The following is a 24,818-nucleotide window of genomic DNA, read 5'->3' on the forward strand; positions in this document are numbered from 1 at the left end:
CGTGGTGGGGAGGGCTGGCGGTGGTGGGCCTAGCGGCCGTAGACGTTCTGGTAGCGGGCGTAGAGAGAGTCGATCTGGGCGGGGTCGATCGGCAGGGGCTCGCCGAGCTGGCGGGAAATATGGACGGTCCGGGCCACTTCCTCGCACATGACCGCGGCTTTCACCGCAGAGCGGGCATCCTTGCCCACGGTGAAGGGTCCGTGGTTCTGCATCAGCACGGCCGGCGAGGTGGAGTGGGCCAGGGTGTCCACGATGCCGCGGCCGATCGAGTCGTCCCCGATCAGCGCGAAGGGACCCACCGGGATGGGGCCGCCGAACTCGTCGCCCATCATGGTGAGCACGCACGGGATGGGCTCGCCCCGGGCGGCCCAGGCGGTGGCGTAGGTGGAATGGGTGTGGACCACTCCGCCGACCTCGGGCATGTGGCGGTAGACGTAGGCGTGCGCCGCGGTGTCCGAGGACGGCGTGAGATCAGGGTTTCCCCATTCCGCGGCGCCGCCGTCGGCCTCGGCGGAAAGCCCGCTGACCGGCGTGCCGTAGAGGTCCGTGACCACCATGAGCTCGGGGCTCAGCTCGGCGTAGGAAACGCCGGACGGTTTGATGACCATCAGGTCGTAGCCGGGCACGCGCGCGGATACGTTTCCCGCGGTCCAGACCACCAGCTGGTAGTGCGTGAGCTCGGCGTGCAGTGCGCAGACCTCGCGGCGGAGCCGTGCGATGGAATCCAGCAGCGCGCTCATGCGGAGGCTCCTTCCGGGATGGTGGTGAGAAGTGGCCGGGCGGCATTGCGCTGGATGGCCTTGAGCCGGTGCATGACCTCGTTCGCTCCCCTGCCGAAGTGGTCGTGGAGCGTGCGGTACTCCTGGAACAGTTCCTCGTAGGCGGCAACGTTCTCCGGGATGGGGGTGAAAACGGCTCCGGGTTCGGAGCCCATGGCGGCGGCGGCGGCCCGGATGTCCGGGTACCGGCCGGCCGCCACGGCCGCGTGGATGGCCGAGCCGAGGGCCGGGCCCTGGCTGGAGCCGATGGTGGAGAGCTGCAGACCCGTGACGTCGGCGTAGATCTGCATCAGGAGCTCGTTCTTCAACAGCCCGCCGGCGACGATGAACTCCTTCACCGGCACTCCGGAGTCGCGGAAGGCGTCCACGATGGTACGGGTGCCGAAGGCCGTGGCTTCCAGCAGGGCCCGGTAGGTGTCCTCGGGCCGGGTAGCGAGGGTCTGTCCCAGCACGAGGCCGGACAGTTCGTGGTCCACCAGCACCGAGCGGTTGCCGGAGTGCCAGTCGAGGGCAATGAGGCCGTGCCCGCCGATGGTCTGGTCTGCGGCGAGTCCGGTCAGGTATTCGTGGATGCCGAGCCCGCGGGAGGCGGCGGCCTGGTGGTATTCCGGCGGGACGCCGTACCTGGTGAACCAGCCGAAGATGTCGCCCACCCCGCTCTGCCCTGCCTCGTACCCCCACAGTCCGTCCACGATTCCGCCGTCCACCACGCCGCACATGCCTGGCACTTCGCGCAGCTCTGCACCGCTCATCACGTGGCAGGTGGAGGTGCCCATGATGGCCACCAGCTGTCCGGGCTCCACGGCCCGGGCCGCCGGCGCGGTGACGTGGGCGTCGACGTTGCCGACCGCCACGGCGATGCCTTCGGGCAGTCCGGTCCACGCGGCCGCTTCGGCGGTGAGGTAGCCGGCGGCGTCGCCCAGCCGGCCGATGGTGTGCTCCAGCTTGGTGCTCACGAAGTCCTTGAACCGCGGGTTCAGGGCCGCCAGGAACTCCTCCGAAGGGTAGCGGCCGTCCTGGTAGATTCCCTTGTAACCGGCCGTGCAGGCGTTGCGGACGTAGTTGCCGCAGAGCTGCCAGACGATCCAGTCGGCGGCTTCCACCCAGCGGTCCATGGCGGCGTAGCAGTCCGGGTCTTCCTCGAGCAGTTGGAGCCCCTTGGCGAATTCCCATTCCGAGGAGATCAGCCCGCCATAGCGCGGGAGCCAGCTTTCGCCGCGTTCGGCCGCCAGGGCGTTGATCCGGTCCGCCTGCGGCTGCGCGGCGTGGTGCCGCCAGAGCTTCACGTAGGCGTGCGGCCGGCTGGCGAGCCCGGCGAGTTCGTTCAGCGGGGTGCCGTCCGCCTTGACCGGAACCATGGTGCAGGCGGTGAAGTCGGTGGCGATCCCGACGACCGCGGCCGGGTCGATTCCGGCGTCGGCGATCGCGGCCGGGACGGCGTGGCGCAGGACCTCCCGGTAGTCGTTGGGAACCTGGAGGGCCCATTCGCCGGGAAGCCGGAAGCCGGCGCCGCCCGCTGTATCCTCCGGAAGCTCGCCGGTGACCACGGCATGCGGGTAGTCGAAGACGCCGCTGCCCAGTTCCTTGCCGTCCCGGACCCGGACGACGACGGCCCGCCCGGAGAGCGTGCCGTAGTCCACGCCGATGACAAAGTTTTCGGTTCCGTCCACTGAGACGTCCATCAAATCCTCCAATAGGTTCGGCAGCGTTGCGAACCCCTCCATTGTTAGCGCTAACAAACCTGCTGTCAAGAAGCTCCGGCACACGCGTTGCTCGAATTAAGGCTCCGGCCCTTTACGGGAGCCGCGGCCCGGCCGAGGTGCTGGCGCGCACCACGAGCTCCGGACTGACCACCAGGGTGCCCCCCGCCGCGCCCTCTTCGATCTGGGCGCGCATGAGGTCCATGCAGCGCTTGCCGAGTTCCTCGAAGTCCTGGCGGACGGTGGTCAGCGGCGGCATGAAGTAGGCGGATTCGGGCTGGTCGTCGAAGCCCACCAGCGAGACATCCTCTGGCACGCGGACGCCCTTCTCCCCGAACGCCCGCAGCAGGCCCAGCGCCATCTGGTCATTGCTGACGAACACCGCCGTGGCGCCGCGCTGTTCTGCCAGCTGCTGCCCGATCCGGTATCCGCTGCCCGCGCTCCAGTCACCCTCGACCAACAGGTCGTCGCTGAGGCCGGCTTCCGCCAACTCCTCACGCCACCCGTCAACACGGGCTTGGCCGTCGATCCAGTCGAGCGGTCCCGAGACATGGCCGATCCGCCGGTGGCCAAGGCTGATCAGATGGGCGACGGCCAGCCGCGCCCCAAGCTTCTGGTCGACCATCGCACCGCTCAACCGCCCTTCCCCGGCTCCCCCGACGACGATCACCGGGACATCCAGGTCCAGGCGTTCCAGCGCCTGAAGCGTCCCGTCGTGCGGGACGATGACAATCAAACCATCCGCGCCCTGGTCCGTCAGGTGGCGCACCGCATCGGAAATGGCCTCGGCCCCGGCCCCCTTGATCGAGGCGATGCTCACGAAATACCCTGCCTCCCGCGCGGCCTGCTGGACTCCCAGCAGCGTATTCGCCGGGCCATACTGCCCGAGTTCGGAGGCGAGGACGCCGATGGTCTGCGTTCGCCGGGTCACGAGGCTCCTGGCGGCCGTGTTGCGCCGGTAGCCGAGTTCGGCAATCGCCGCCTCGACCCGCGCCCTTGTTGCCGCGCTGACATTCGGGTGGTTGTTGATCACCCGCGACACGGTCTGGTGGGAAACCCCGGCCCGCGCTGCTACGTCCTCGAGGCGCGGCAGCCGCCGGTCATTGTTGTTCCCCATGCGAGGCACCTTCCTCCGTATGCGGCCGATCCGCGTGAAATCAAGCTACAGGAGGGCGCCGGACCGGCCATGGCCCCCCGCGGCCGGCTGCCGTTCTGTTAGCGCTAACGGTAGCGCATTTCCGGGGTCCGGAACGGGGGCATTCCTGCCGTCCTCCGGTCATCCTCATCCGCCGTGACGCGGAATGCCGGCCCGGACCGTGGTGGGTCCGGGCAGGCGGTCTCTGGGCCGGCCATTCATCAACGTCTCACGCACGGTCCGCCGGCCGGAATCCGCCCGGCCAGTCGTCCTTCCGGATCCGTTTGAGTTCGCTGACGTCGCCCATGGTCCCCCATTCGTCAAGGCCCAGCCGCGAGAGCGGATCCAGCCTGTCGATCCCGGGGTGGGTTCCCTGCAGAACCTCCGAGGCGACCACCGCGTGGGTCACCTCGCCGAACACCAGGACGCAGTCGCCCATCTCCAGCGTGCTGTGGAGCCTGCACTCGAGCGCCACCGGAGACTCCGCAACCCGGGGAACCTGTACCGTCAGGCCCGCCTCACGCGTGAGGCCGGCGGCGTCGAACTCGCTCACGTCCGGCGGAAAGTCGGTGCCGGTCGCATTGACTTCCGCGATGAGGTTCGCCGGGGCCAGATTCACGATGAACTCCCCCGTGGCGACGATATTGCGGAGGGAGTCCTTCTTCCCCACCGACGTGAACGCAATGATGGGCGGGTTCACCGAGGCCACCGTGAAGAACGAATGCGGGGCGAGGTTGTCCACCCCCTCGGGGGACGTACTCGAAACCCAAGCGATGGGCCGCGGAACGACGACCGCCGTCAGCAGCCGGTAGAAATCGCGGGATGAAAGTTCGTCGGGGCTGAAGTCCGTTCGCATGGTTTCACCCTACGGCGCAGAGTGCCGGCCTCGGCGCGGCTGCCGTTGAAGTAAGCGTCCGGCCGATGGCGGCAACCCGGGAGGGGAGCCCGGCGTTTTCCGGGTCGACGGCGTAGGCCTCCTGGCGCCCCAGCAGGCGGATCAGCTGGGGCGTGCCGCCGAGACCCGCGATGACAGCAGCCCACAGTTCTTCAACGGTATGGCACTGCCAGCTGGCCCCGGAGGGACCGGACATCATCCAGCCATCGCTAAGGGCCGTGACCTTGGGGGCTCCGGGCAGGCCAGTGCACACGCTGTTGATCGTGCCCGCCACGATCAGGTGTTGACGCATGGTCCGCACCGCACCGAGGGCAGGATCGGCCACGGTGGTCCTTCCGCAGGCACCGCACATACGATCTCCTGTTCTTACGGCATGACATCGCCGGAGTTTGGGCCGAGGGTTTGCCCCAGGAAGAGGTTGCCACCCGGGTCGCTGGCAAGCAGCAGCGCCACGGGCGCCACCTCGGCGGGCATTCCGAAGCGTCCCAGCGGAAGTTCCGCGCGTTTGGCTGCTTTCCAGTCTTCGGAGATGCCCTCAACGAGCGGCGTTTCGATCGGGCCGGGGGCGATGCAGTTGACCAGGACGTTGTCCAGTGCCAGTTCGAGGGCCAGCGCCTTGGACAGCCCGACGACGCCGGCCTTTGCGGCACTGTAGTGGCTCAGCCCCACCCCGCCTTTGATGGCAAGCTGGGAGGCAATGTTGATGATGCGCCCCCACTTTCGCGCACGCATCTCCGCCACAACCTCGCGACAGCACAGGAAGACGCCGGTCAGGTCGACGGCAATGGTTTCGTTCCACATATCCAGGGACATGTTTTCCAACGGTGACTCCGTCAGGAGTCCCGCGCTGTTCACGAGAATATCGATAGGACCGATCCGTTCCCGAGCCTCGGCAAAGGCTGCCTTCACGCTGGCTTCGTCGGCAACATCCACCCGGATGGCACCGTTTCCCTCGGCGCGGTCCAGGACGGCCACTCTGTCCCCGTTATCCCTGAAGGCGTCGGCGATCGCCTGGCCAATCCCGCTCGCGCCACCCGTGATGACCACAGCACGGCCCGGTCCGGACGGGGAGATGTTCCTGGTGTTCATGGTGTCCTCTCCGCCATCAGGCACGCATCTTGACTGTGAGGCCGCCGTCCACGATCAGGGATTGTCCGGTGATGTACATGGAATCGTCTGAAGTGAGGAAGGCGATGGCGCTGGCGACCTCCTCGGGCCTCCCGACGCGGCCCCAGGGAATGTCGTTTCCGGCCCGCTGAAGTCCCTCCGGTCCGAGCGAGTTGACGGGGTCCAGGGACTGCGGGGTTTCAATCAGTCCGGGGATGACGGCGTTTGCGCGGATCCGGCGGGGCCCAAGCTCCACGGCGACGCTGCGGATGAGACCCAACACCCCGGCCTTGGCCGCGGCATAATGGGCATGTTCCTCCCAGCCGTAGACCCCGCCGGCGATCGATGACACGGCAACCATGGCGCCGCCGTCGGCCATTCTGGCAGCTCCTGCGCGCAGGGTGCGCAGGACTCCGGTGAGGTCGACGTTCAGCATGTCTTCCCAGCGCTCGTCGGTCATCTCGCCCAATGGCGAGTTGCGCAGGACTCCGGCATTCGCCACCGCGTAGTCCAGCCGCCCGTACTCCTGCACGGCCCGCTCCGCGAAAGCATCCACGGACGGGGTGCTGCGCACATCCACTTCGTGGACGATGCCTCGGCCGCCTGCGGCTTTCACCAGGCGAAGGGTTTCTTCCGGGTCGTGCGGATCGCCGGCAAACGTGCCGATCACCGCACACACTCCATGGCGGGCGTAATGAACCGCGAGGGCGCGTCCGATCCCGCTGGCTGCCCCCGTGATCACGGCCACCTTCTGGTCAGTCGTCATGCGGGTGGTCCTCGAGCAGGGCCTCAGCCGGCGGCTTGGCGGCGATCATGAGGAGGCCGGAGATCAGGGTGCCCAGGGCGCCGACCCAGAGCGCTGCGGTGCCGGTGCCGCCTCCAGCGGCAATAGCGGTGAAGATGGCTCCGCCGATGATGGTGCCGGGCTGGCTCATTGCCCCGATGAAGGCAGTTCCAGTTGCGCGGCAGCTCACCGGGTAGCACTCGGCCATGAAGTACTGGATAGCGGCGTAGGGTCCGACGAGGAAGAACAGTCCGGCCCCGTAGGTCAGGATGATCATGAACGGGCTCGTGGCGATGGGGCTGAGCATGATCGCGAAGGAGATTCCGGAGAGGATCCAGCCGCCGATGATGGTCCGCTTACGGCCGATTTTGTCGCCGAGCCAGCCGTGGAAGACGTAGCCGAAGTACGCGAGAAGGTTGATGACGATCAGCATCCAGAATGCGTCGGAAAGTTCCACGCCCTTCGCGTTTTTCAGGACCGAGCTGCCGAGGACGCTGAAGATGGTGATGCCGAAGAAGTTCACGATCCAGGCCAGGGAGAAGACGATGGTGTTCCGGCGCAGGTGCGGTTCCCAGATGCGCTTGAGAGGGGCGGCTGAAGAGTGCTCGACGCCGTAGGCGTGGGCGAGGGAGTGGGCTTCCTCCGGCTTTCCGCTCCTCTCAAGTTCGGTCAGTTTGTGGTGCAGTTCGAACTGCGGGGTCTCCTTCAGTTTCTTGGCAATGACCCAGACGATGACCGCCGCCGGGACGGTCGCCATCAGGTACAGGGCGCGCCAACCGAGGGACGGCAGGAAGGCGAGGGCCAGGGCACTGGCGAGCAGGAATCCCAGCGGCCAGCCGCCCTGGATGAAGGAGTAGTGGAAGCCGGGGCGCTTGCGCTTGTCGGCGACTTCAGTGACCTGGTAGACCTCGTTCATGTAGGTGGCGTTGACGGCCTGCTCGGAGAATCCGAGCCCGCCGAAGGAACGGATCAGCACCAGGAGGCCGTTGCTGAGGAACGGGATTCCGGTCGGAATCAGGGCTGTCAGGCCGGAGACGACGGCGGTGCCGCCGATGGTGGTCATCATGCCCTTGCGGCGGCCGAGCCGGTCGATGACGGGACCGATTCCGAAACAGACGATGGCGGTGCCGACGGCGATCCACGTGTTGATCGCATAGGCTTCTGTCGCTGTCCAGCCAAATTCCTCCTGCATGGCCGGCAGCAGGGTGCCGAAAAGTCCGTAGTCGAAGACGGCGACGGTCCAGGCCAGCAGGGCAAGGACGGTGGCGATGCTGGTATTGCGCTTGGAGAAGACCGGGAAGCGGCGCTTCTCGTCCGGTGCGGGCTGCGTCAGGTCGACGGCGGGCTGCTGGATGGTCATTACTGGTTTTCCTTTCGGGGGCTGCGGGCGAGGAAGGAGTCGGCGATCTGGTCGAAGGTCAGCCAGCTGACGCCCTCATGGGAGTTGATGTCTTCGATGAGCCGCTCGAGCATGAGCAGCACCTGGGGCCGGCCCGAGACGTCAGGGTGGATGGTCATGGTGAAGACGGCCTGGTCCATTTCCCGGTAGACCCAGTCGAACTGGTCGCGCCACATCTGTTCGATGTCGCGGGGGCTGACGAATCCGTGCGAGTTCGGGGCTGCCTTGATGAACATCATGGGAGGGAGGTCATCGAGGTACCAGTTGGCCGGGATCTCGACCAGGTCGGTTTCATGGCCCCGGACCAGAGGCTCCATCCAGGTTTCGGCGGCTTTGGTGTAGTCGATCTTCTTCCAGCTGTCGCCGACGCGGACGTAGTACGGCTCAAAATCGCGGTGCATCAGCGAGTGGTCATATTTGATCCCACGTTCCAGCAGGATCTCGTTGGTGACGGGGGAAAATTCCCACCACGGTGCGACATAGCCGGTGGGACGGCGGCCGGAGACCTTCTCGATCAGTTCGATCGACCGGTCAAGGATGGCGGTCTCCTGCTCGCGGGTCATCGCGATGGGGTTCTCGTGCGAGTAGCCGTGCACGCCGATTTCGTGTCCTGCGTCCACGATCATCCGGGTCAGATCCGGGAACGTCTCGATCGAGTGACCAGGCACGAACCAGGTGGCCGGCAGACCGTACTTCTCGAAGAGCCGGATGATCCGCGGGCCGCCCACTTCGCCGCTGAACAGGCCGCGGGAGATGTCACACGGGGAATCCTCGCCCCCGTAGGAGCCGAGCATTCCGGCAACGGCGTCCACGTCGACGCCGAACGCGACTTGGATGTCCTTAGTCATGAGATCAACCTTTCACTGGGTTTGTTTGCTTGCGTTCTGTTTCCGGGGGCAACGGTCAGGGGAGCTGGCCGCGGCGGGCGAAGATCTCCGCGATGCGGTCCCTGGGGGTGTCCAGCGTGAGCAGAAGACTGAGAAGGATCAGCGACTGCGACGGCCTGAGCAGCCCGGAGGGTATGGCGCCCGCCGCGCGCAGGTTCTCACCGCCGCCGTCGCCGTATCGGGGAACCACGGCTCCGGCGTCCACCCGCGTGCTTGTCACGACGACGACGCCGGCCGCGACGGCGTCGGCGATCTCCGTGCACAGCGCGTGGTTGGCGTTGCCGGTCCCCGTCCCCTGGAGCACGATCCCTGCCGCCCCGGCCTGGCGGGAGGCCCGCAGGAGTGTGGAGTCCGCGCCGGGGTAGACAGCAATCAGGTCCACCCGCGGCGAACCGGTTCCGGAACCCGGCAGCGGCAGGGGTTCGATGCCGGACGGTGCCTCCTGCATCCGGATTTCCCCGCTGCCGGAAACCCTCCCCGCCGTTCCAAAATCCGGGTTGGAAAACGCGTCGAGCCTCGTGGTGTGGCTCTTACGTACACCGGCAGCAGGGAAGATCATCCCGGCAAATACCAACAGCACACCCCGGTTCCGGGCCTGGCGGGAACCGGCGACGGCGATCGCACGGGAAAGGTTGTCCGGACCGTCCGGGGATTCGGAGTCGGCGGCCTGCTGCGCTCCGGTGAAAACCACCGGGCGGGGATCATCGTGCGTGAGATCAACCAGGTACGCCGTCTCCTCCATCGTGTCCGTGCCGTGTGAAACGACAACGCCCAGGACAAGAGGCTCGGCCAGTGCTTCCTTGATCTTGGCGCAGATGACCACCATGTCGTCCACCGTCAGCAGGTACGAACCTTTCCGGAAAACATCCACCACGCGGACCGGATGTGAGGCCGGAGCCGCCATGCTGGCTACCACCTGCTCTCCCGTGTCCGACGCCACAGCGGCTCCGCCGGCCTCCGACGCACGGGAAGAGATCGTTCCTCCCGTGGCCAAAAGCACCACGTGGGGTCCGCGCAAATCTGTGACAGTCATTTCCGCTCCGTTTGCCTTGGATCTGGTGATAAGTACTTACCCAATCGATTGGGTTGTGGGTAAAAGTATCCTTGTGACGCGTCCTGCGCCTGGCTCCGGCTGCTTCGAAGTTCTAAACAACTCGCGCCGGGTGCCAGAACTCCTGGCTACCCAATCGTTTGGGTAAAGGTATGGAATGACTATAGAATGTGAGGTGCGACACGTCAAGGGTTAGAAAACCAGAGAACCGCATGTCATCGGGCACGCTTGGGACTACGACTTTTTGAACTGGGGCAGGGGAACGAATTGGACGACAGCACGGCCGGCGGCCGCACGGTCACACTGAAGGATCTTGCCAACGAGCTCGGCATCCACCCGTCCACCGTGTCCAGGATCCTGCACTCCGGCTCGGATGTGGCGCGCGGCGCGGCCTCTGTAGCGACGGCCCAACGTGTGCGTGACCTGGCGCGGAAACGGGGCTACTCCCCGGATCCGCAGGCCACCGGTCTCCGCACACGGCGCTCCAACCTCCTCGGCGTTATCGTGCCCCGACTTTCGGACCTCGTTTTGGCGACCATGTACGAGGGCATTGAAGAGGCCGCCGCTGAGCTCGGCTATTCCACGTTTGTGATGAACTCCCGCGACGACCCGGACGAACAACGCCGAAAAACGGAGACGATGCTGGCCCGCCGGGTGGACGGGCTGATCATCGGAGACGCGCATCTGGACAGCGGTCTGTTGCGGGAATTGAGCGCCCGCAGGGTTCCTTTCGTGCTCATGAACCGCCGCGTCCCGGGCTACCCGTCGGCCACCTGCGACGACGTCCTCGGCGGCCGGCTTGTGGCCGACCACCTGTGGGGCAACGGTCACCGGAACGTCGCCGTGATCGCCGGCGAGCCCTACGCCAGCACCGCCGTCGACCGGACGGCCGGTTTCGTGGATCGGTGGCTTGCCCTGGGTGGAAGTATCTCCCAGAATGCCGTGGTGTGGTCCCGGTTCGATACCGCCGGAGGACGGGAAGCAGCCGAGACAATCCTTACCGACTGCAACCCTCGCCCCACCGCCCTGTTCGCCGTCAACGACTTCGCAGCGATCGGCGCCATGGGATCATTACGGTCGCATGGCCTCACCGTCGGCCATGACGTGGCAGTTGTGGGGTTCAATGACACCTCACTGGCGTCCGAGCTTCCCATCCCGCTGTCTTCAGTGCGGTCTCCCATGCTGGATATCGGTCGGACGGCGGTGCAGCTCTTGAAGCAGGTACTTGACGGGGAACGCGTCGAATCCATGATGCTGAAACCGATCCTGTGCGTACGGGAAAGCAGCGCCTTGGTGGTTCCTTCGCTGGCGCTGTGACAGGCAATCCGCGGATTTTGCCTAACCGCGTGCCGCCACGATGGTCAGGGCGAGCATGCAGGTGGCGCGGACCTGGCCGTCGGACATGTCCAGCTGCAGGAGATCCTCGATCTTCCGCATCCTGTAACTGAGGGTGTTCCGATGGATGAAGAGCTCATCGCAAATGTCCCGGGAGTTTCCGCTGTGGCGCAGGTAGGCGTCGAGCGTCTCGCGCAGCGGGCCGCCACCGTCGATTTCCAATGGCGCCAGGAGCCGTTGGGACATCGCAACCAGTCCAGGGCTGGGCAGCCCCTGCACGATGCCGGCCAGATCGGCCAGGGGAGCCCGGCGAACGCCGGGCTTGCCTACCTGGCGGCGGGCCAACTGCAGGGCCAGGGGCAGTTCGCTGAGGCTTCCGGATCCTGAAACCACTACGGACAGTTCCGGGGAGTCGGTGAAAAACTCCTGAACGGCGTCCAGCAGGTCAACGGCGCCGTCGCTGTTCTGCACAAGCAGCGTGGTGAGCCCTGCTTCCTCCATAAACCTCACCGTGCCAAAGCGGGCTTGGAGCCCCACTCGCGCACGCCAGGCGATGGCCCTCAGCCTTGCGTGGGCGACGTGCTCCGAGCCGCCGATGAGCACCGAGCTCCAGTCGCCGTCGGGGTCAAATCCGGACTCGAGGGCGTAACGCCACAGGGTCGCGGACGACGCTCCCCTGTCCTCATAAAGCGCCTCCATAAAGCGGGCGGCTTCACGCGAATGCAACGGGGAACGTGACCCAAGTGTGTAGCTCAGCTGCATGGCGATGACGGCGGCCACAGGCCCCAGTATGGGCTGCAGCACCACACTGCTCTTGACGCCCTCGATGACCAACTGGAATCGGTGAGGGTCACCGCTGGGCAGGCGGAGCGTGGTCCGGGCTGTGCCGCCGCGCTCGGCTCCGGCGGAGATCAGCTCGAACGAGTTGTGGTCAATCACGGCCACCCGTGCCTCGATGGCGTGGGCCACCCGCTCCAGAACCTCGGCAAGGGAATGGCCGTCGGCCGCCAACCGGGTGCATTCATCTGCCAGCTCCCAGCCCTTCCGCAGCTCCGCATTCCGCTCGGAGGCGATGACCAGCTCCACATGCCTCATCACCAGGACAAACGGCACCTCCGGCGGCAGCTCCAGCAGCGGCAGGCCATGGGCCTCGCAGGCCTGGACCAGGCTGACAGGCAGCTCGTGGTGGGCGGCGCCCAAGCCGAACGCCAGGCCCGCAACAGGTACCGAAATCAGCCGTTCCACATACGCATCCCAGATCCTGAAGTCCTTGACATTCAGGCCCATGCCGTTGGTCAATACAAGGGCGTTAACGCTCAGGAAGGGTGTCGGATCCATATGTTCGGTCGGAGCACACCACGTGATGGGGCGTCCCAGCCGGCCCTCGCCTCCCGTAACCCGAAGGCGGATTTTGAGGTCGGGATCGTCCACGAGATCGGAGATGCGCACTGAAGCCTCCAAAGAGCGGGATCGCCGCTTGATAGTGCAAACAAGACAATTCACGCGCTAGATTCAGCAACTTGCACAATACCGCGTCGCCTCACAGTTGGGTAGCGTTACCCGCATGCAAACGAATGTGACCCCCGGCACCTCTCCCCAGACTTCAGGACGGGTGCTTTTGAACTCCGACATGGGTGAAGGCCTGGGCCTTCACGAGTTCGGCAACGACGAAGAACTCATGCAAATCATCGACGTCGCCAATGTCGCCTGCGGATACCACGCCGGCGATCCTGACGTCATGAACCGAACCGTGGCCCTCGCCGCAGAGCACGGTGTGGCCGTCGGTGCGCACCCGGGGCTCCCGGATGTGGTTGGTTTCGGACGCCGCCGCATGGTGCTCAGCCCGGACGAGGTCGAGTCGATCATTTTGTACCAGACGGGAGCACTGACGGCCTTTCTTGGAAAGCACGGGCTGGAGCTGAACCACATCAAACCCCACGGCGCTCTCTATGGCATGCTGGCGGGCGACGAGGAACTCATGCAGGCCGCGGCCGGAACGGCTTTGCAGTTCGGCGTTCCGTTCTACGGGCTCGCAGGCACCGCTCACGAAACCGTGTGCCGTGTCATGGGCGTGGAATTCGTCCCGGAACTCTACGTCGACCTCAATTACGGCCCCGCCGGTGAGTTGCTGATCCAGCGCCGCCCGGTCCCCACGGATCCCGTCGCCGCTGCCGAGCGCGTCCGCCGGGCCATGGCCGGACAGCCCGTCCTCGCAGTTGACGGTACCGAACTCGACATTTCGTTCCAAAGCATCTGCGTCCACTCCGACGCACCCAACTCACCCGCCGTGGCCTCCGCAGTGCGTGCGGTCCTGGGCTGACCTGACTTATCCCAACCGTTCCCAACCGTCTGAAAGCGAGAACACCCGTGGCAACCATCGTCTCCCCGCTCCCCGGAATCTTCTACCGCAAGCCCGGCCCGGGCAAGCCGCCGTTCGCCAACGAAGGCGACACCATCGAGGTCGGACAGACCCTGGGCATCGTCGAAATCATGAAGCAGTTCACCGAAATCCAGTCCGATGTGGCCGGAGTCCTTGAGTCCTTTGAAGTCAATGAGGGCGACATGGTCAACCCGGGCGACACCATCATCGTCATCCGCGAAGGATAGTTATGAAGAGACTACTGATTGCCAACCGCGGCGAGATCGCCGTGCGCATTGCCCGGACTGCCCGCGAAATGGGCATCGAGACAGTCCTCGCGGCCAGCGAACCCGACGCCGATTCCCTGGCGGCCCGCTCCGCCGACAAGGTCGTGGTTGTGGGCCCGGCTCCTGCGCCGGCCAGCTACCTGAATCAGGACGCCATGATCTCCGCGGCCTTGGACAGCGGCTGCGATGCCGTCCACCCGGGCTACGGGTTCCTCTCCGAAAACTCGGTGTTCGCCCGGAAGGTGGCCGATGCAGGCCTGATCTGGGTGGGCCCGGACGCGGACGCCATCGAAATGATGGGCAACAAGTCCCTGGCCCGGGAATCCGCCCGACGGGCCGGCGTCCCCGTACTCCGCGGCTCGGACGGCCCCCTCGACCCGGCAGCCGACGCCGTTGGGGTCGCCCGCGGGATCGGCTACCCGCTGGTGGTCAAGGCCTCCGCCGGCGGGGGCGGCAGGGGCATCCGCTTTGTGAACAGCGAGGACGAATTGCTGGCTACCATCGAGGTGGCCCGCGGTGAAGCGGCGTCCGTATTCGGGGACCCGACCGTCTATCTGGAACGCTTTGTGGAACATGCCCGCCACGTGGAGGTGCAGGTCCTGGGCGATGGAACCAGTTTCATTCATCTTGGCGACCGCGACTGCTCCATGCAGCGACGCTCGCAAAAAGTCATCGAAGAAGCACCGGCACCCGACCTTCCCGACGCGGTCCGCCAGACCATCCGGGAATCGTCCGTGGAACTCGCTCGCGAATGCGGCTACAGCGGAGCCGGGACGGTCGAATTCCTTTATGACCCTGTCAACCACGAAGCCGCATTCATTGAAATGAACACGCGGATCCAGGTAGAGCACCCGATCACCGAGCAGATCACCGGTATTGACCTGGTCCGCGAACAGCTGGTGATAGCCAGCACGGGCGCCATGTCGATCGGGCAGGACGACGTCCGCTTCAGCGGGCACGCCATAGAATGCCGCATCAACGCCGAAGACCCGGACAACAACTTCTTTCCCAGCCCGGGGCTCATCAAAGCAATTGAGTGGCCAACCGGTGCGGGCATCAGGGTGGACACAGGGGTCGAGTCTGGATCCGTGGTCAGCCCCTACTACGACTCCCTGGTGGCCAAGCTGATTGTCCACGCAGACACCCGCGAAGCCGCCATTAAGGCCACGCTCACCGCTTTGGACGAGACCCACATCGATGGAGTCAAGACCACCATTCCGGTGCATAAGAAGCTGTTGGCGCGGCCCGAATTTGCGGCCGTCACCCACCACTCGAAATTCATTGAAACAGCTTCGGATCTCTTGGAGGCAAAATGAGCAATGACATCACCACGCTGCAGGAAGCCCGCTACACCTGGGGCGGAGACGAATTCCTGTTCGTAGAAGTCTCGGAAGCCATGAGCCTCGCCGCGAACTTCAAAGTCATGACCATCGCTTCCAGGCTTTCCGCGGCTGACCTTCCCGGCGTCGTGGACGTCTGCCCTGCCAACGCGTCACTGCTGGTGAGGTTCGATCCCGACGTGCTGCCGCCGTCGGACCTGGAAGAAACCGTCCGCAGCATTGAACGGGACCTGACGCACCATCAGCAGCAGGCGCTCGAAACCCGGATCATCGAGGTCCCGATCTGGTATGACGATCCCTTCACGGCGGAAGTAGCGAAGCGTTTCCGCGAGGGATTCCATCAGGAGCCGGACGGCACGGACATTGACTACGCGGCCAAGGTCAACAACCTCAAGGACGCCGCGGAGTTCATCCAGAGGCACCACGAGCAGCCCTGGCTCGTTTCCATGGTGGGCTTCGTGGCGGGCCTGCCGTTCCTCTTCCAGCTGGTGGAGCGGGAGAAACAGCTCGAAGTCCCGAAGTATCTGAGCCCCCGCACTGATACCCCCAAGCTGACGGTCGGCCACGGCGGCTGCTTCGGCTGCATCTACTCCGTGCGCGGCGCCGGCGGATACCAGATGTTCGGCGTGGCTGCCGCGCCCATCTTCGATCCCGCCCAGGCGCTGGATGACTTCAAGGACTTCATGGTGTTCTTCCGCCCGGGGGACATCGTTAAGTTCAAGCCCGTCACCGAAGCCGAGTACAACGGCATCCAGGAGCAGATAGCCGCGGGAACGTTCCGATACCGGCAGGCGCCCGTGACCTTTGAGCTGTCGAGGGCCCTGGCCGATCCCGAAAGCTTCAACCAGGAACTCATGGAGGCCCTCAATGGCATTTGAAATCAAAAATCCAGGACTGGCCACCACGGTCCAGGACCGGGGCCGCGTGGGCCACTACAACGTGGGCATCCCGCAGAGCGGATCCATGGACCAGTACTCGGCCGAACTCGGAAACGCCCTCGTCGGCAACACCGTCAAGGAAGCGGTCCTTGAGTGCACGTACCTCGGCCCGGTGCTCGCCACCGACCGGGACGCCGTGGTCACCGTCACGGGGGCCCCCGTGGACGTGTTGGTCAACGGGGAATCCCGGCCCCAGTGGGCCCGGCTGCAGCTGCGTGCCGGCGATGAACTCAGCTTCGGCGTCATCCGGGGCGGCACGCGCTACTACATCGCGGTTCAAGGCGGAATCGACGTTCCGGAGGTGCTCGGCAGCCGGTCCACCTACAGCCTGGGCGCAATCGGCGGATTCCACGGCCGGAAGCTTGAGGCGGGCGATCTCGTTCCGGTCGGCAGTCCGCTCAATGACGGGAAACTCCCCGACGGCGACACGGTTCCGGAGGACTTCCGCCCCGTGTATGCGAAGGAACAATCCGTCCGGATCGTCCTGGGTTTGTACGATCACCGCCTTACGGAGGAAGGACTGGACAACCTTCTCAACAAGGAATGGAAGGTTACCCCGGTGGCCGACCGGATGGGGCTGCGGTATTCCGGCCCCGGTGTGACATGGAAAGAGCGGGAGCAGCCTTTCGGCGCCGGTTCGGATCCGTCCAACATTGTGGATGCCGGGTACGCGGTGGGCTCCATCCAGATTCCGGGCGGCACGCAGCCCATCATCCTGCACCGCGATGCCGTATCCGGCGGCGGATACGCCATGGTGGGAACGGTGATCAGCGCCGACATGGATCTGGTGGCCCGCGCGGCCCCCGGCACAGCCACCAGCTTTGTCGCAGTCAGTCAGGACGAAGCCCTCGTGGCGCGCAAGGAACTTGCTGAACGCAAAAACAAAGCCTGGGCGGCCCTCGGCCTCAGCCGTTGATTCACGGCGCATTGGCAGGAAGCATGGGCAGGAACCGGAGGCTTTTTGCGGGTCCTGCCAACGGGCAGCGTGAAATTTAAGTCTGACGTTTGCCGTTAACACTGCGAGGAGCACGCCCCATTGCGGTCTGCCTCCCCTCCCTGAGCCAACCTTGAAGGAGATTCATGCCCGATTTCGCACCACTCTGGTCACCTGCCCGGATCGGTTCCACCCAGCTGGACAACCGGGTAGCGCTGGCACCCATGACGCGGGTCAGCGCATCGGAAGACGGACACGCGACCGAGAAAATGGCCTCCTACTACGAAGCGTTTGCACGCGGAGGCTTCGGACTACTGATCACCGAGGGAATCTATACCGACGCGGCGTACAGCCAGGGCTATCTGTTCCAGCCGGGCATCGCCACCCAGGAACAGGCGCAATCCTGGGCCAAGGTTGTAGAGGGCGTCCACGCTGCCGGTGCCAAGATCTTCGCCCAGCTCATGCATGCCGGGGCGCAGGCCCAAGGCAACCGCTTCGTGGCTTCCTCGGTGGGCCCGTCCGCAGTTGCACCCAAGGGCGAGCAACTGGGTTTCTACCGCGGAGAAGGTCCGTACCCCGTGCCCTCGGAGATCACCGCCGCCCAAATGGAAGAGGTCCGGCAAGGCTTCGTTGCGGCGGCACTGCATGCCAAGGAGGCCGGCTTCGACGGCGTCGAAATCCACGGCGCCAACGGGTACCTCCTCGACCAGTTCCTCACGGATTACCTGAACAAGCGCACCGACAACTACGGCGGCTCACCGGAAAACAGGGTGCGTTTCGCCGCCGAGATCTGCCGCGCAGTCCGCGAGGCCGTCGGCCCCGAGCTGACGGTGGGAATCCGGATTTCGCAGTCCAAGGTCAGCGACAACCACCACCGGTGGAGCGGAGGTACCGAGGAAGCGAAGGCGATCTTTGCCGCCCTGGGTGCAACGGGCATCGACTTTATCCACACCACCGAATACCGTGCTACTGCGCCGGCATTCGAGGACGGCCCGGAGACCTTGGCCACCCTGGCCACGCGGCACTCAGGGGTGGCCGTGATTGCGAACGGCAACCTGGATGATCCGGAAACCGCCGTTTCCCTGTTACGCGACGGCGCCGCCGACGTCGTGGCCCTGGGCAAGGCAGCCCTGGCCAACCGGAACTGGCCGAACCGCGTCCGGAACAACCAGGCCTTCGACGAACTCGACGCCAGGCTGTTTGCGCCGGTGGCGGACGTCAAGGACTGGGAGCTCGAGCTGCCCGCGTAGGGTTGCGTTGCAGGACGGGCCGGGCGGACACCGCCTGGCCCGTCCCGCCCGTCCGGCAGCGATGGCGTCATGCGGGTGGGCCCCACCATCGCTTGTTAGGCTGGATCGATGAAACGCACCCTGACTGCCCTGTCCGCTGCCACCCTTCTACTGATGCTGGCCGGCTGCGGCCAGGTGCAGGACGCCGCCAACAAGGCGGTCAGCGACGGCGCTTCCCAGGTTGCCAGCGCGGCCGGCAGTGAAGTGAAGAAGCAGGCCTGCGCCCTGGTGGAGGACGGCCTCGTCAGCGTCAAGGACAAGGAACTCCTCGGCGGACTCGTCGCCGGGGCGGAGACAGCCGGCATTCCCTCGGATATCACCACGCCGCTGCGGCAGATTGCCGAATCAGGCGACCAGGTGCCGGCCGAGTCCGTGCAGGCCCTCCGGGACGCCTGCGCCGCCTAACGCGCTATGGGTCGGCATCGGCGGCCTGCTTCGGCCTGATCCGTCAGAACTCCTGAACAAACCCCTGCGGCCAATAGTGGCTTCTTAGCTTCCGAACGAGGGGGTCGCCGGGACCTCGGGCCGCTTGGCTGCAGGCCGCTCGTCCGGCACCGTGACCATGATGGCGATGATGGCAATCACCACCATCAGGAGGTTGAACAGGATTCCCACGGCACCGCCGAACCGCAGGCCCACGTTCTCCTGGTTCCCGATGAACAGGCCCCAGGAGCGGATGGTGGCGGGGTCCATGGCCTGGGCCGCGACGTACAGGGCCGCCGAGACGGCCACGCCGATCGCGTTGCCGAGCGAGGAGGCCATCTTGTAGATGCCCGCTGCGGCCCCGGCCTCGTCGTCGGGCACGTTGGACAGTGCGGCATCGGTCGACGGCGTCGCGTAGAAGCCCAGGCCGATGCCGAACAGGGTGAATCCGATGACGGCCAGGACGATGTACTGCCCGATCAGGGTGAACGTCATGGACGTCATAAGGATCCCGACGCCGGCGATCGCGCTGCCCCAGATCATGGGCCGCTTCGGCCCGAGACGCTGGAGCAGTTTCTCCCCGACGCGGATGGTGGCGAGGATCGCGATCAGGTATCCGAGGGTCAGCAGGCCCGATTGCAGCGAGGACATGCCCGCGGCAACCTGGACCAGGCCGAGGGAGACGATCAGCGTTCCGGCCGCGCCGTTGAGGAGGAAATTGGACAGGGTGGCGCCGGCGAACGTCGCGTTGCGGAACAGCTTCAGGTTCAGGACCGGGTTGCTCCGGGTTGTCTCGATTCCAAAGAACACGAGCGTACCGGCCACCGCGACGGCGATGAGCCCGATGCCGGTCCAGCTGAGCCAGCCGATCAGCGGGCCCTGCGAGATGTACACATTCAGCGCCACGAGCGCGACGACGAGGCTCACCATGCCGCCCCAGTCGAACGTTCCGCCGGCTTTCGCGGCCGATTTGGACTCCGGCGTGCCGCGCAGCAGGAACAGGGCGAGGACCGAGAGCACGATCGAGATCCAGAAGATGGACCGCCAGCCGAGAAACGACGTCGCCATCAGGCCGCCGAACAGGGCACAGAAGCCCGAGCCGCCCCATGAGCCGATGGACCAGAACGACAGCGCCCGCTGGCGGTCCTTCCCCTCGTAGTAGTTCTTCACCAGGGCCATGGTGGAGGGCATGATGCACGCCGCGGACAGACCCTGGACCACGCGGCCGCCGAGCAGTGCGGCCGCCGTGAGGCCGCCGGCGTTCTCCGGGGTCAGGGCGATCAGGAGGGATCCGAGGATGCTCAGGTAGATGCCGAGGTTCATGATCTTCACGCGGCCGAGCCTGTCCGCGAGCCCGCCGGCCACCACGATGAAGATCCCGGAGAACAACGAGGTGACGGACACCGCGAGGTTCCCCAGTGTCCGCTCGATCCCGAGGGACCCCTGGATGCCCGGGATGACATTGAGCAGGGTCTGCGCGAACAGCCAGAAGTTGATGACGGCCAGGACGATGCCGACCAGCCACGCGTCGTTGGGCTTCCATTGAGTCCCGGTCGTGGCCGTGGACTGGGCAGTGCTCATGGCATTACGCCTCCTGGGAGAGGTAGGACAGTGCGGCGACGACATGGGCCTGGACGCCCATGGACAGGGTCGGATCGATCACGGGGGCGAAGAGCGGGGAGTGGTTCGCTGGGATGTCCTGGGCCACTGTTCCCTTGGCGACGGCGGCCCGGTACGTCTCGGGGTCCACGCCGCCGAGGAGCCAGAAGGTGTACGGCACACCGAATGCGTCCGGAATGCGGCTGAAGTCCTCGGAGGCGGTCTGCCTCTCCGCATGGTGCACCGAGTCCGCACCGAAGTGAGCGGAGAACGCAGCCGTGACCTGCTCTGTCACGGCCGCATCGTTGCTGGTGAGCGGGAACTGGTCGTAGTATTCGAACTCAGGCTCCCGGGGCGACCCGGCGGCCGAACATTCCCCCTTGACGATCCGCTCAATCGAGGCGATCACCCTCGCCCGGACCTGGTGGTCGTACGTGCGGATGTTCAACAGGAGTGTGGCGTGGTCCGGGATGATGTTCGATGTCGCGCCGGCGTTGAGCGCCCCTACGGTGACAACAGCGAAGTCCCCCGGCTTTGTCTCCCGCGAGACGATGGACTGCAAGCTGAGCACGATCGAGGCGGCCAGCACCACCGGGTCCACGGACATGTGCGGCATCGATCCGTGGGCGCCCTTGCCGTATACGGTGATCTTGACTGAATCTCCAGCTGAGAGGACCGGCCCTGCCGTTGTAGCGACCGTCCCCGCCGGGATCGGCATCACATGCTGGGCGAGTGCGACGTCGGGCCGCGGCACTTTGGTGACGAGTCCGTCGTCGACCATTGCCTTGGAGCCTGCTCCGACCTCTTCGGCCGGTTGGAACAGTGCGATGTACGTTCCGGACCACGCTCCCCGGCCGTCCGCCATGAGCTTGGCGGCACCGCGCAGCGCACTGATGTGCAGGTCGTGCCCGCACGCGTGCATGACGCCGTCCACCTCCGAGGAATAGGGCAGCCCCGTGGCCTCGGTGACGGGCAGCGCGTCCATGTCCGCGCGGGCAAGGACCGTCGGGCCCTCCCCGTTCGCGAGGACGCCGACGACGCCGGTGCCGCCTATGCGGGTCACGGAATAGCCGAAGCCAGCGAGTTTCTCCTGCACGAGCTTCGACGTTTCATGCTCCTCGAGGCTCAGTTCGGGATGCCTGTGCAGCTGCGTGTAGGTCTCTCTGAGCCAGCCGAGCTCGGAATCAAGGTCTGCCAGGACTGTGTTGAAATCGCTCATGCGCTTCACTCTCTGGGCGTCTGAACGCCTGGGCGAGCCGGGCGCAAACCTGCAGGACCCAGCATAGACCTGGCGACCCAAGGAGGGGACTGCTGCGTTGGACGGGGAACAGTAACGGAATGATCAGACTCGGCGGTACGACGCACATGTTCCTGCAGCCTGGCTGTTTGCAGCCTCGATTGCCGGATCTATGCTGTTGGCTTAGGGACAGGCTTTGGCGCCGGCAGCAGGTTTACCCAGGGAGCGGAGAGGCGACGTGATGAGCGATAAGTCCGAGCAGGAGAAGTTCGAGGAAAAAGTCGATGCCCTCGAGGAGGCGCAGCCGACGCAGGAGTTCGAGCGCCAAATCAGCGGCGAAGAGTGGCACGGCGATGCCGCCGACCAGGCCAGCGACCTGCGCGAATACGAAGAGGACGCGGAAATCCGCGAGCAGTCACGCCGCCCCGGGGACGCGAACAAGTAGCCCGTCCGGCCAGCGAACGTGAACCGCCAGCCGATCAGCGGTCAGACGTTGCGCCTCCGGCCGGTGAGCTTCAATCTGAGTAAACCCAAGGAGGACTCTTATGAGCCATGCAACGACCAGCCCTGAGGCTGCTACCGCCGCGCAGACCATTTTCCGGGTCGCCCTCGGAGGCGTGCTCATCGCTCACGGATCCCAAAAACTCTTCGGGTGGTTCGGCGGAGGAGGCATCGAAGGCACCAGCAAGGGCATGCACGCCATGGGCTTCCGCCCCGCAAAACCCAGCGCCGTACTCGCAGGTGTGGGTGAAGCAGGAGCCGGTCTTGCCCTCGCCCTGGGGCTGGCAACTCCGGCTGCCGGCGCCGCCGCTGCAACCACGATGGGCGTCGCGGCCAGCGTCCACGCACCCAACGGCTTCTTCGCCACAGAGGGCGGTCTTGAGTATCCTGCGGTGCTGGGCCTGGCGGCAGCATCGTTCACCATTGGCGGGCCCGGACCTTTCTCCCTGGATGCGCTCACCGGTCATGTCCTGGACCGGCCCTGGATGCGGTCGGTCGCTCTAGCCCTGGTCCCGGCAGTCATCGGGGTCCAAATCTATCGCCGGCGTAAAGCCCTGGCCGAGGACACGAATGCACCGGATTCCGGCACTGCGGAAGGCTGAACCGTCCCGATACGCCTTAGATCCATTTCCTGCATTCGGCCACGGAACCACCGGGGACACCGCACTGAAGATCCTGGGCCAGTAGGCATTTTCGTGAGTTCGCCAGGGGTTCAGGTCCAGGCAGCGGGGTGGCCGGGCTCAAGGGCATGCCGTGCGCCGGGGTCGGCGGGCGACGTATTCCGGTTGTGCCCGGTCCCGGGCGCGAGGACTGGGCGGTCCTCCCGGGAAGTAGCCCGGCGCCGGCCACCGGAAACGCCCCACGCACCCCTGCCGTGACGTTCCTCCCCGGTTGCTTCGGCGCCACGCGCAAACCGCCCGCGGGAATCCGGGGTTCGCCACGGCCGGCAGTCGGTCAGGCGGCAAGCAACCGGGAAGGAGCGCACCGCTGACTGCCCGCGTCCACGTGCCCGGCTTCCGGCCAGGGAACGTCACGGTGCCGCCGGTGCCGGGCGCGAAGACCGGGCGGTCCTCCCAGAGAGTAGCCGATCCCCGCAGCGGAAACACCCGCACATGCCCCCGGGATCCGGACGCCATCCGCCGGTGCCGGCGGATGGACATTTTGCGATTATGTCCGGACCCGGGCGCGACGAATGGGCGGTTCATCCCCCCGGGTCGGTGATCGCCGATCATCCGTGCCCGTGGGTGGACGTTGAGCAGGTCAGGTCCCGTGCGCCGGGCCCGGGCCCCGTGGTGGTCCGGATGGCGATGCCGTCGAGGTTCGGCAGGGCATGCCCGAGCCGGTGCTCGGCGTCCCGGACGATCTGCTCGCCGGCCGAGATCGGCATGTCTGGGATCTGGATGGTGGCGTTGCCCTGGAGGCGGTGGCCGATCCAGCGCAGCTGCAGGGTGCGGACGGCGTCAACCCCGGGGGTCGCGGCGAGGGCCGACCGTGCCCTGTCCACCAGGTCGGGTTCGATGCCGTCCATCAGCCGCCGGCCGATGCTCTGGACAGTGCCCCACAGCAGGATGACGATGGCGGCGGCGATCAGCAGTCCGACGATCGGGTCGGCCAGCGGGAAGCCGGCCCACACCCCGATAGCACCCAGCACCACGGCCAGGGAGGTGAAGCCATCCATCCGGGCGTGCACGCCGTCCGCGACCAGGGCTGCGGAGCCGATCTTCCGGCCAATGCGGATGCGGTAAATAGCCACGGCCTCGTTGCCGGCAAAGCCGACCAGGCCGGCGGCTGCGACCCACGCCAGGTTGTGCAGGGGCTGCGGGTGGATCAGCCGGTCGATGGACTGCCATCCGGCAACGACGGCGGAGAGCGCGACGACGGCGACGATGAAGAGCCCGGCCAGGTCTTCCGCCCGGCCGAAGCCATAGGTGTAGCGCCGGGTCGCGGGGCAGCGGGCGAGAATGAATGCGATCCACAGCGGCACGGCCGTCAGGGCGTCGGAGAAATTGTGGATGGTATCGGCGAGCAAGGCCACGGAACCGCTGATGAGCACCACTGCGAATTGAAGGACGGTGGTGCCGAGCAGCATGAAGAGGCTGATTTTGACCGCCCGGACGCCCTGGGCGCTGGCCTCGAGGGCGTCGTCGATGGAGTCCGCGGCGTCGTGAGTGTGCGGGACGAACAGCCCGTGAAAGAACCCCTTGATCCCCTTCGGATGCTCATGGGAATGCCCGTGCCCGTGATCGCCATCACCGTGTCCATGCCCGTCGTGGTCGTGGCGGTCATGCCCCTGGTCCTCGTGCCCGTGATCCTCAGGGTCGTGATCGTGTCCGCCGTCGTCCTGGTGTGTGTGGACGGCTGCGGCCGTCGGGCCGGGATGGTGGTGATCGTGAGGTGCGCTCATGATGCGTCTGTGCTTTCGGAGTGGTGGTGGCGGGGCGTTCCCCCGAGGGAGTGTTCGGCCTGGAAGATGGCGTCGGTGACGAGCCGGCTGGCGTGCTCGTTCTCCAGGCGGTAGAACACACGTGTTCCGTCCTGCCTGGTGGTCACGAGGCGTCCGAGGCGCATTTTCGCCAGATGCTGGGACACGGCCGCCGGAGATTTACGGACCATCTCCGCCAGCTGGTTGACCGGCAGTTCACCGTCGCGCAGGGCAAGGATGATCCGGACCCGGGTGGCGTCGGCGAGCATGCCAAACACCTCAGCGGCCAATTCCACATACTGGCTGTCCGGCTCGCGACCGCATATTTGCTTATCTGCATACATACATAGATTCTTTCACAACGCCGGGGAACGGCCCAATGAGCTACGCATGCAGGAGTTTTCAACATCCCCGCTG

At 65.8% G+C, this 24,818-nt stretch carries 25 protein-coding genes; 10 read left to right on the plus strand and 15 right to left on the minus strand.

Features of this window, described 5'->3' with window-relative positions; translation table 11 throughout:
- Window positions 1-29: 29 nt before the first annotated feature.
- The 10 genes from ABIB26_RS01070 to ABIB26_RS01115 form a co-directional block, all read right to left on the minus strand.
- Window positions 30-740, minus strand: coding sequence for an L-ribulose-5-phosphate 4-epimerase (locus ABIB26_RS01070; protein WP_354238766.1), 711 nt, complete (start codon window positions 738-740; stop codon window positions 30-32).
- Window positions 737-2,461: a ribulokinase gene (araB, locus tag ABIB26_RS01075; protein ID WP_354238768.1), complete on the minus strand. Its 1,725-nt coding sequence runs from the start codon at window positions 2,459-2,461 to the stop codon at window positions 737-739. Before araB ends, ABIB26_RS01070 begins: the two co-directional genes overlap by 4 nt.
- A 112-nt stretch (window positions 2,462-2,573) precedes the next feature.
- Entirely contained in the window at window positions 2,574-3,596 is a 1,023-nt protein-coding gene (locus ABIB26_RS01080) for a LacI family DNA-binding transcriptional regulator (protein ID WP_354238769.1), read from the minus strand.
- 247 nt (window positions 3,597-3,843) lie between these two features.
- On the minus strand, window positions 3,844-4,470 hold the full coding sequence (locus tag ABIB26_RS01085; RefSeq protein WP_354238771.1) for a flavin reductase family protein: 627 nt from the start codon (window positions 4,468-4,470) through the stop codon (window positions 3,844-3,846).
- A gap of 4 nt (window positions 4,471-4,474) precedes the next feature.
- Window positions 4,475-4,834 carry a hypothetical protein gene (locus ABIB26_RS01090; RefSeq protein ID WP_354238773.1) on the minus strand — a complete coding sequence of 120 codons (360 nt, stop codon included), beginning with the start codon at window positions 4,832-4,834 and terminating at the stop codon, window positions 4,475-4,477.
- 41 nt (window positions 4,835-4,875) lie between these two features.
- Entirely contained in the window at window positions 4,876-5,598 is a 723-nt protein-coding gene (locus ABIB26_RS01095) for an SDR family NAD(P)-dependent oxidoreductase (RefSeq protein ID WP_354238775.1), read from the minus strand.
- A 16-nt stretch (window positions 5,599-5,614) separates the two neighbouring features.
- Window positions 5,615-6,382, minus strand: a complete 768-nt coding sequence (locus ABIB26_RS01100) for an SDR family NAD(P)-dependent oxidoreductase (RefSeq protein WP_354238777.1) — start codon at window positions 6,380-6,382, stop codon at window positions 5,615-5,617.
- Window positions 6,372-7,760, minus strand: coding sequence for an MFS transporter (locus tag ABIB26_RS01105; protein ID WP_354238779.1), 1,389 nt, complete (start codon window positions 7,758-7,760; stop codon window positions 6,372-6,374). The genes ABIB26_RS01100 and ABIB26_RS01105 overlap by 11 nt, the downstream gene beginning before the upstream one ends.
- Window positions 7,760-8,647, minus strand: coding sequence for a polysaccharide deacetylase family protein (locus ABIB26_RS01110; RefSeq protein ID WP_354238781.1), 888 nt, complete (start codon window positions 8,645-8,647; stop codon window positions 7,760-7,762). Before ABIB26_RS01110 ends, ABIB26_RS01105 begins: the two co-directional genes overlap by 1 nt.
- Before the next feature lie 55 nt (window positions 8,648-8,702).
- Window positions 8,703-9,719, minus strand: a complete 1,017-nt coding sequence (locus ABIB26_RS01115) for an asparaginase (RefSeq protein WP_354238783.1) — start codon at window positions 9,717-9,719, stop codon at window positions 8,703-8,705.
- Between the two features lie 285 nt (window positions 9,720-10,004).
- Here ABIB26_RS01115 and ABIB26_RS01120 point away from each other — a divergent pair, with 285 nt between their 5' ends.
- A complete protein-coding gene (locus tag ABIB26_RS01120; RefSeq protein WP_354238785.1) occupies window positions 10,005-11,054 on the plus strand; it encodes a LacI family DNA-binding transcriptional regulator in 1,050 nt (349 codons plus the stop codon).
- A 21-nt stretch (window positions 11,055-11,075) separates the two neighbouring features.
- Here ABIB26_RS01120 and ABIB26_RS01125 read toward each other — a convergent pair whose 3' ends face one another.
- Complete coding sequence (locus ABIB26_RS01125) at window positions 11,076-12,521, minus strand: PucR family transcriptional regulator (RefSeq protein ID WP_354238787.1); 1,446 nt, start codon at window positions 12,519-12,521, stop codon at window positions 11,076-11,078.
- 115 nt (window positions 12,522-12,636) lie between these two features.
- Here ABIB26_RS01125 and pxpA point away from each other — a divergent pair, with 115 nt between their 5' ends.
- From pxpA to ABIB26_RS01160, 7 genes are all read left to right on the plus strand, one after another.
- The gene (gene pxpA, locus ABIB26_RS01130) at window positions 12,637-13,392 is read left to right on the plus strand and encodes a 5-oxoprolinase subunit PxpA (RefSeq protein WP_354238789.1); all 756 of its coding nucleotides are present in this window, start codon (window positions 12,637-12,639) and stop codon (window positions 13,390-13,392) included.
- A 47-nt stretch (window positions 13,393-13,439) separates the two neighbouring features.
- On the plus strand, window positions 13,440-13,679 hold the full coding sequence (locus ABIB26_RS01135; protein WP_306971109.1) for an acetyl-CoA carboxylase: 240 nt from the start codon (window positions 13,440-13,442) through the stop codon (window positions 13,677-13,679).
- Window positions 13,680-13,681: 2 nt separating this feature from the next.
- Window positions 13,682-15,034 carry an acetyl-CoA carboxylase biotin carboxylase subunit gene (locus tag ABIB26_RS01140; RefSeq protein WP_354238791.1) on the plus strand — a complete coding sequence of 451 codons (1,353 nt, stop codon included), beginning with the start codon at window positions 13,682-13,684 and terminating at the stop codon, window positions 15,032-15,034.
- Window positions 15,031-15,936 (plus strand): 5-oxoprolinase subunit B family protein, encoded by a 906-nt coding sequence (locus ABIB26_RS01145; protein WP_354238793.1) that lies wholly within the window; start codon window positions 15,031-15,033, stop codon window positions 15,934-15,936. The genes ABIB26_RS01140 and ABIB26_RS01145 overlap by 4 nt, the downstream gene beginning before the upstream one ends.
- Window positions 15,926-16,912 (plus strand): 5-oxoprolinase subunit C family protein, encoded by a 987-nt coding sequence (locus tag ABIB26_RS01150; RefSeq protein WP_354238795.1) that lies wholly within the window; start codon window positions 15,926-15,928, stop codon window positions 16,910-16,912. The genes ABIB26_RS01145 and ABIB26_RS01150 overlap by 11 nt, the downstream gene beginning before the upstream one ends.
- A 164-nt stretch (window positions 16,913-17,076) precedes the next feature.
- Window positions 17,077-18,180: an oxidoreductase gene (locus ABIB26_RS01155; RefSeq protein ID WP_354238797.1), complete on the plus strand. Its 1,104-nt coding sequence runs from the start codon at window positions 17,077-17,079 to the stop codon at window positions 18,178-18,180.
- A 108-nt stretch (window positions 18,181-18,288) separates the two neighbouring features.
- Entirely contained in the window at window positions 18,289-18,624 is a 336-nt protein-coding gene (locus tag ABIB26_RS01160) for a hypothetical protein (RefSeq protein ID WP_354238799.1), read from the plus strand.
- Between the two features lie 84 nt (window positions 18,625-18,708).
- Here the strand turns inward: ABIB26_RS01160 and ABIB26_RS01165 are convergent, their stop codons facing one another.
- Together ABIB26_RS01165 and ABIB26_RS01170 are read right to left on the minus strand one after the other, a co-directional pair.
- A complete protein-coding gene (locus ABIB26_RS01165; protein ID WP_354238800.1) occupies window positions 18,709-20,223 on the minus strand; it encodes an MFS transporter in 1,515 nt (504 codons plus the stop codon).
- Between the two features lie 4 nt (window positions 20,224-20,227).
- Window positions 20,228-21,460: an amidohydrolase gene (locus ABIB26_RS01170; protein WP_354238802.1), complete on the minus strand. Its 1,233-nt coding sequence runs from the start codon at window positions 21,458-21,460 to the stop codon at window positions 20,228-20,230.
- 259 nt (window positions 21,461-21,719) lie between these two features.
- Here ABIB26_RS01170 and ABIB26_RS01175 point away from each other — a divergent pair, with 259 nt between their 5' ends.
- Window positions 21,720-21,923: a hypothetical protein gene (locus ABIB26_RS01175; protein WP_354238804.1), complete on the plus strand. Its 204-nt coding sequence runs from the start codon at window positions 21,720-21,722 to the stop codon at window positions 21,921-21,923.
- Window positions 21,924-22,023: 100 nt separating this feature from the next.
- Entirely contained in the window at window positions 22,024-22,581 is a 558-nt protein-coding gene (locus tag ABIB26_RS01180; protein ID WP_354238805.1) for a DoxX family protein, read from the plus strand.
- 626 nt (window positions 22,582-23,207) lie between these two features.
- Here the strand turns inward: ABIB26_RS01180 and ABIB26_RS01185 are convergent.
- Window positions 23,208-24,383, minus strand: coding sequence for a cation diffusion facilitator family transporter (locus ABIB26_RS01185; RefSeq protein WP_354238807.1), 1,176 nt, complete (start codon window positions 24,381-24,383; stop codon window positions 23,208-23,210).
- The gene (locus ABIB26_RS01190; RefSeq protein WP_354238809.1) at window positions 24,380-24,745 is read right to left on the minus strand and encodes an ArsR/SmtB family transcription factor; all 366 of its coding nucleotides are present in this window, start codon (window positions 24,743-24,745) and stop codon (window positions 24,380-24,382) included. Before ABIB26_RS01190 ends, ABIB26_RS01185 begins: the two co-directional genes overlap by 4 nt.
- Between the last annotated feature and the right edge of the window lie 73 nt (window positions 24,746-24,818).

It is taken from the genome of Arthrobacter sp. UYEF20 (assembly GCF_040546335.1).
In the GTDB taxonomy this organism is placed as follows: Bacteria; Actinomycetota; Actinomycetes; order Actinomycetales; family Micrococcaceae; genus Arthrobacter.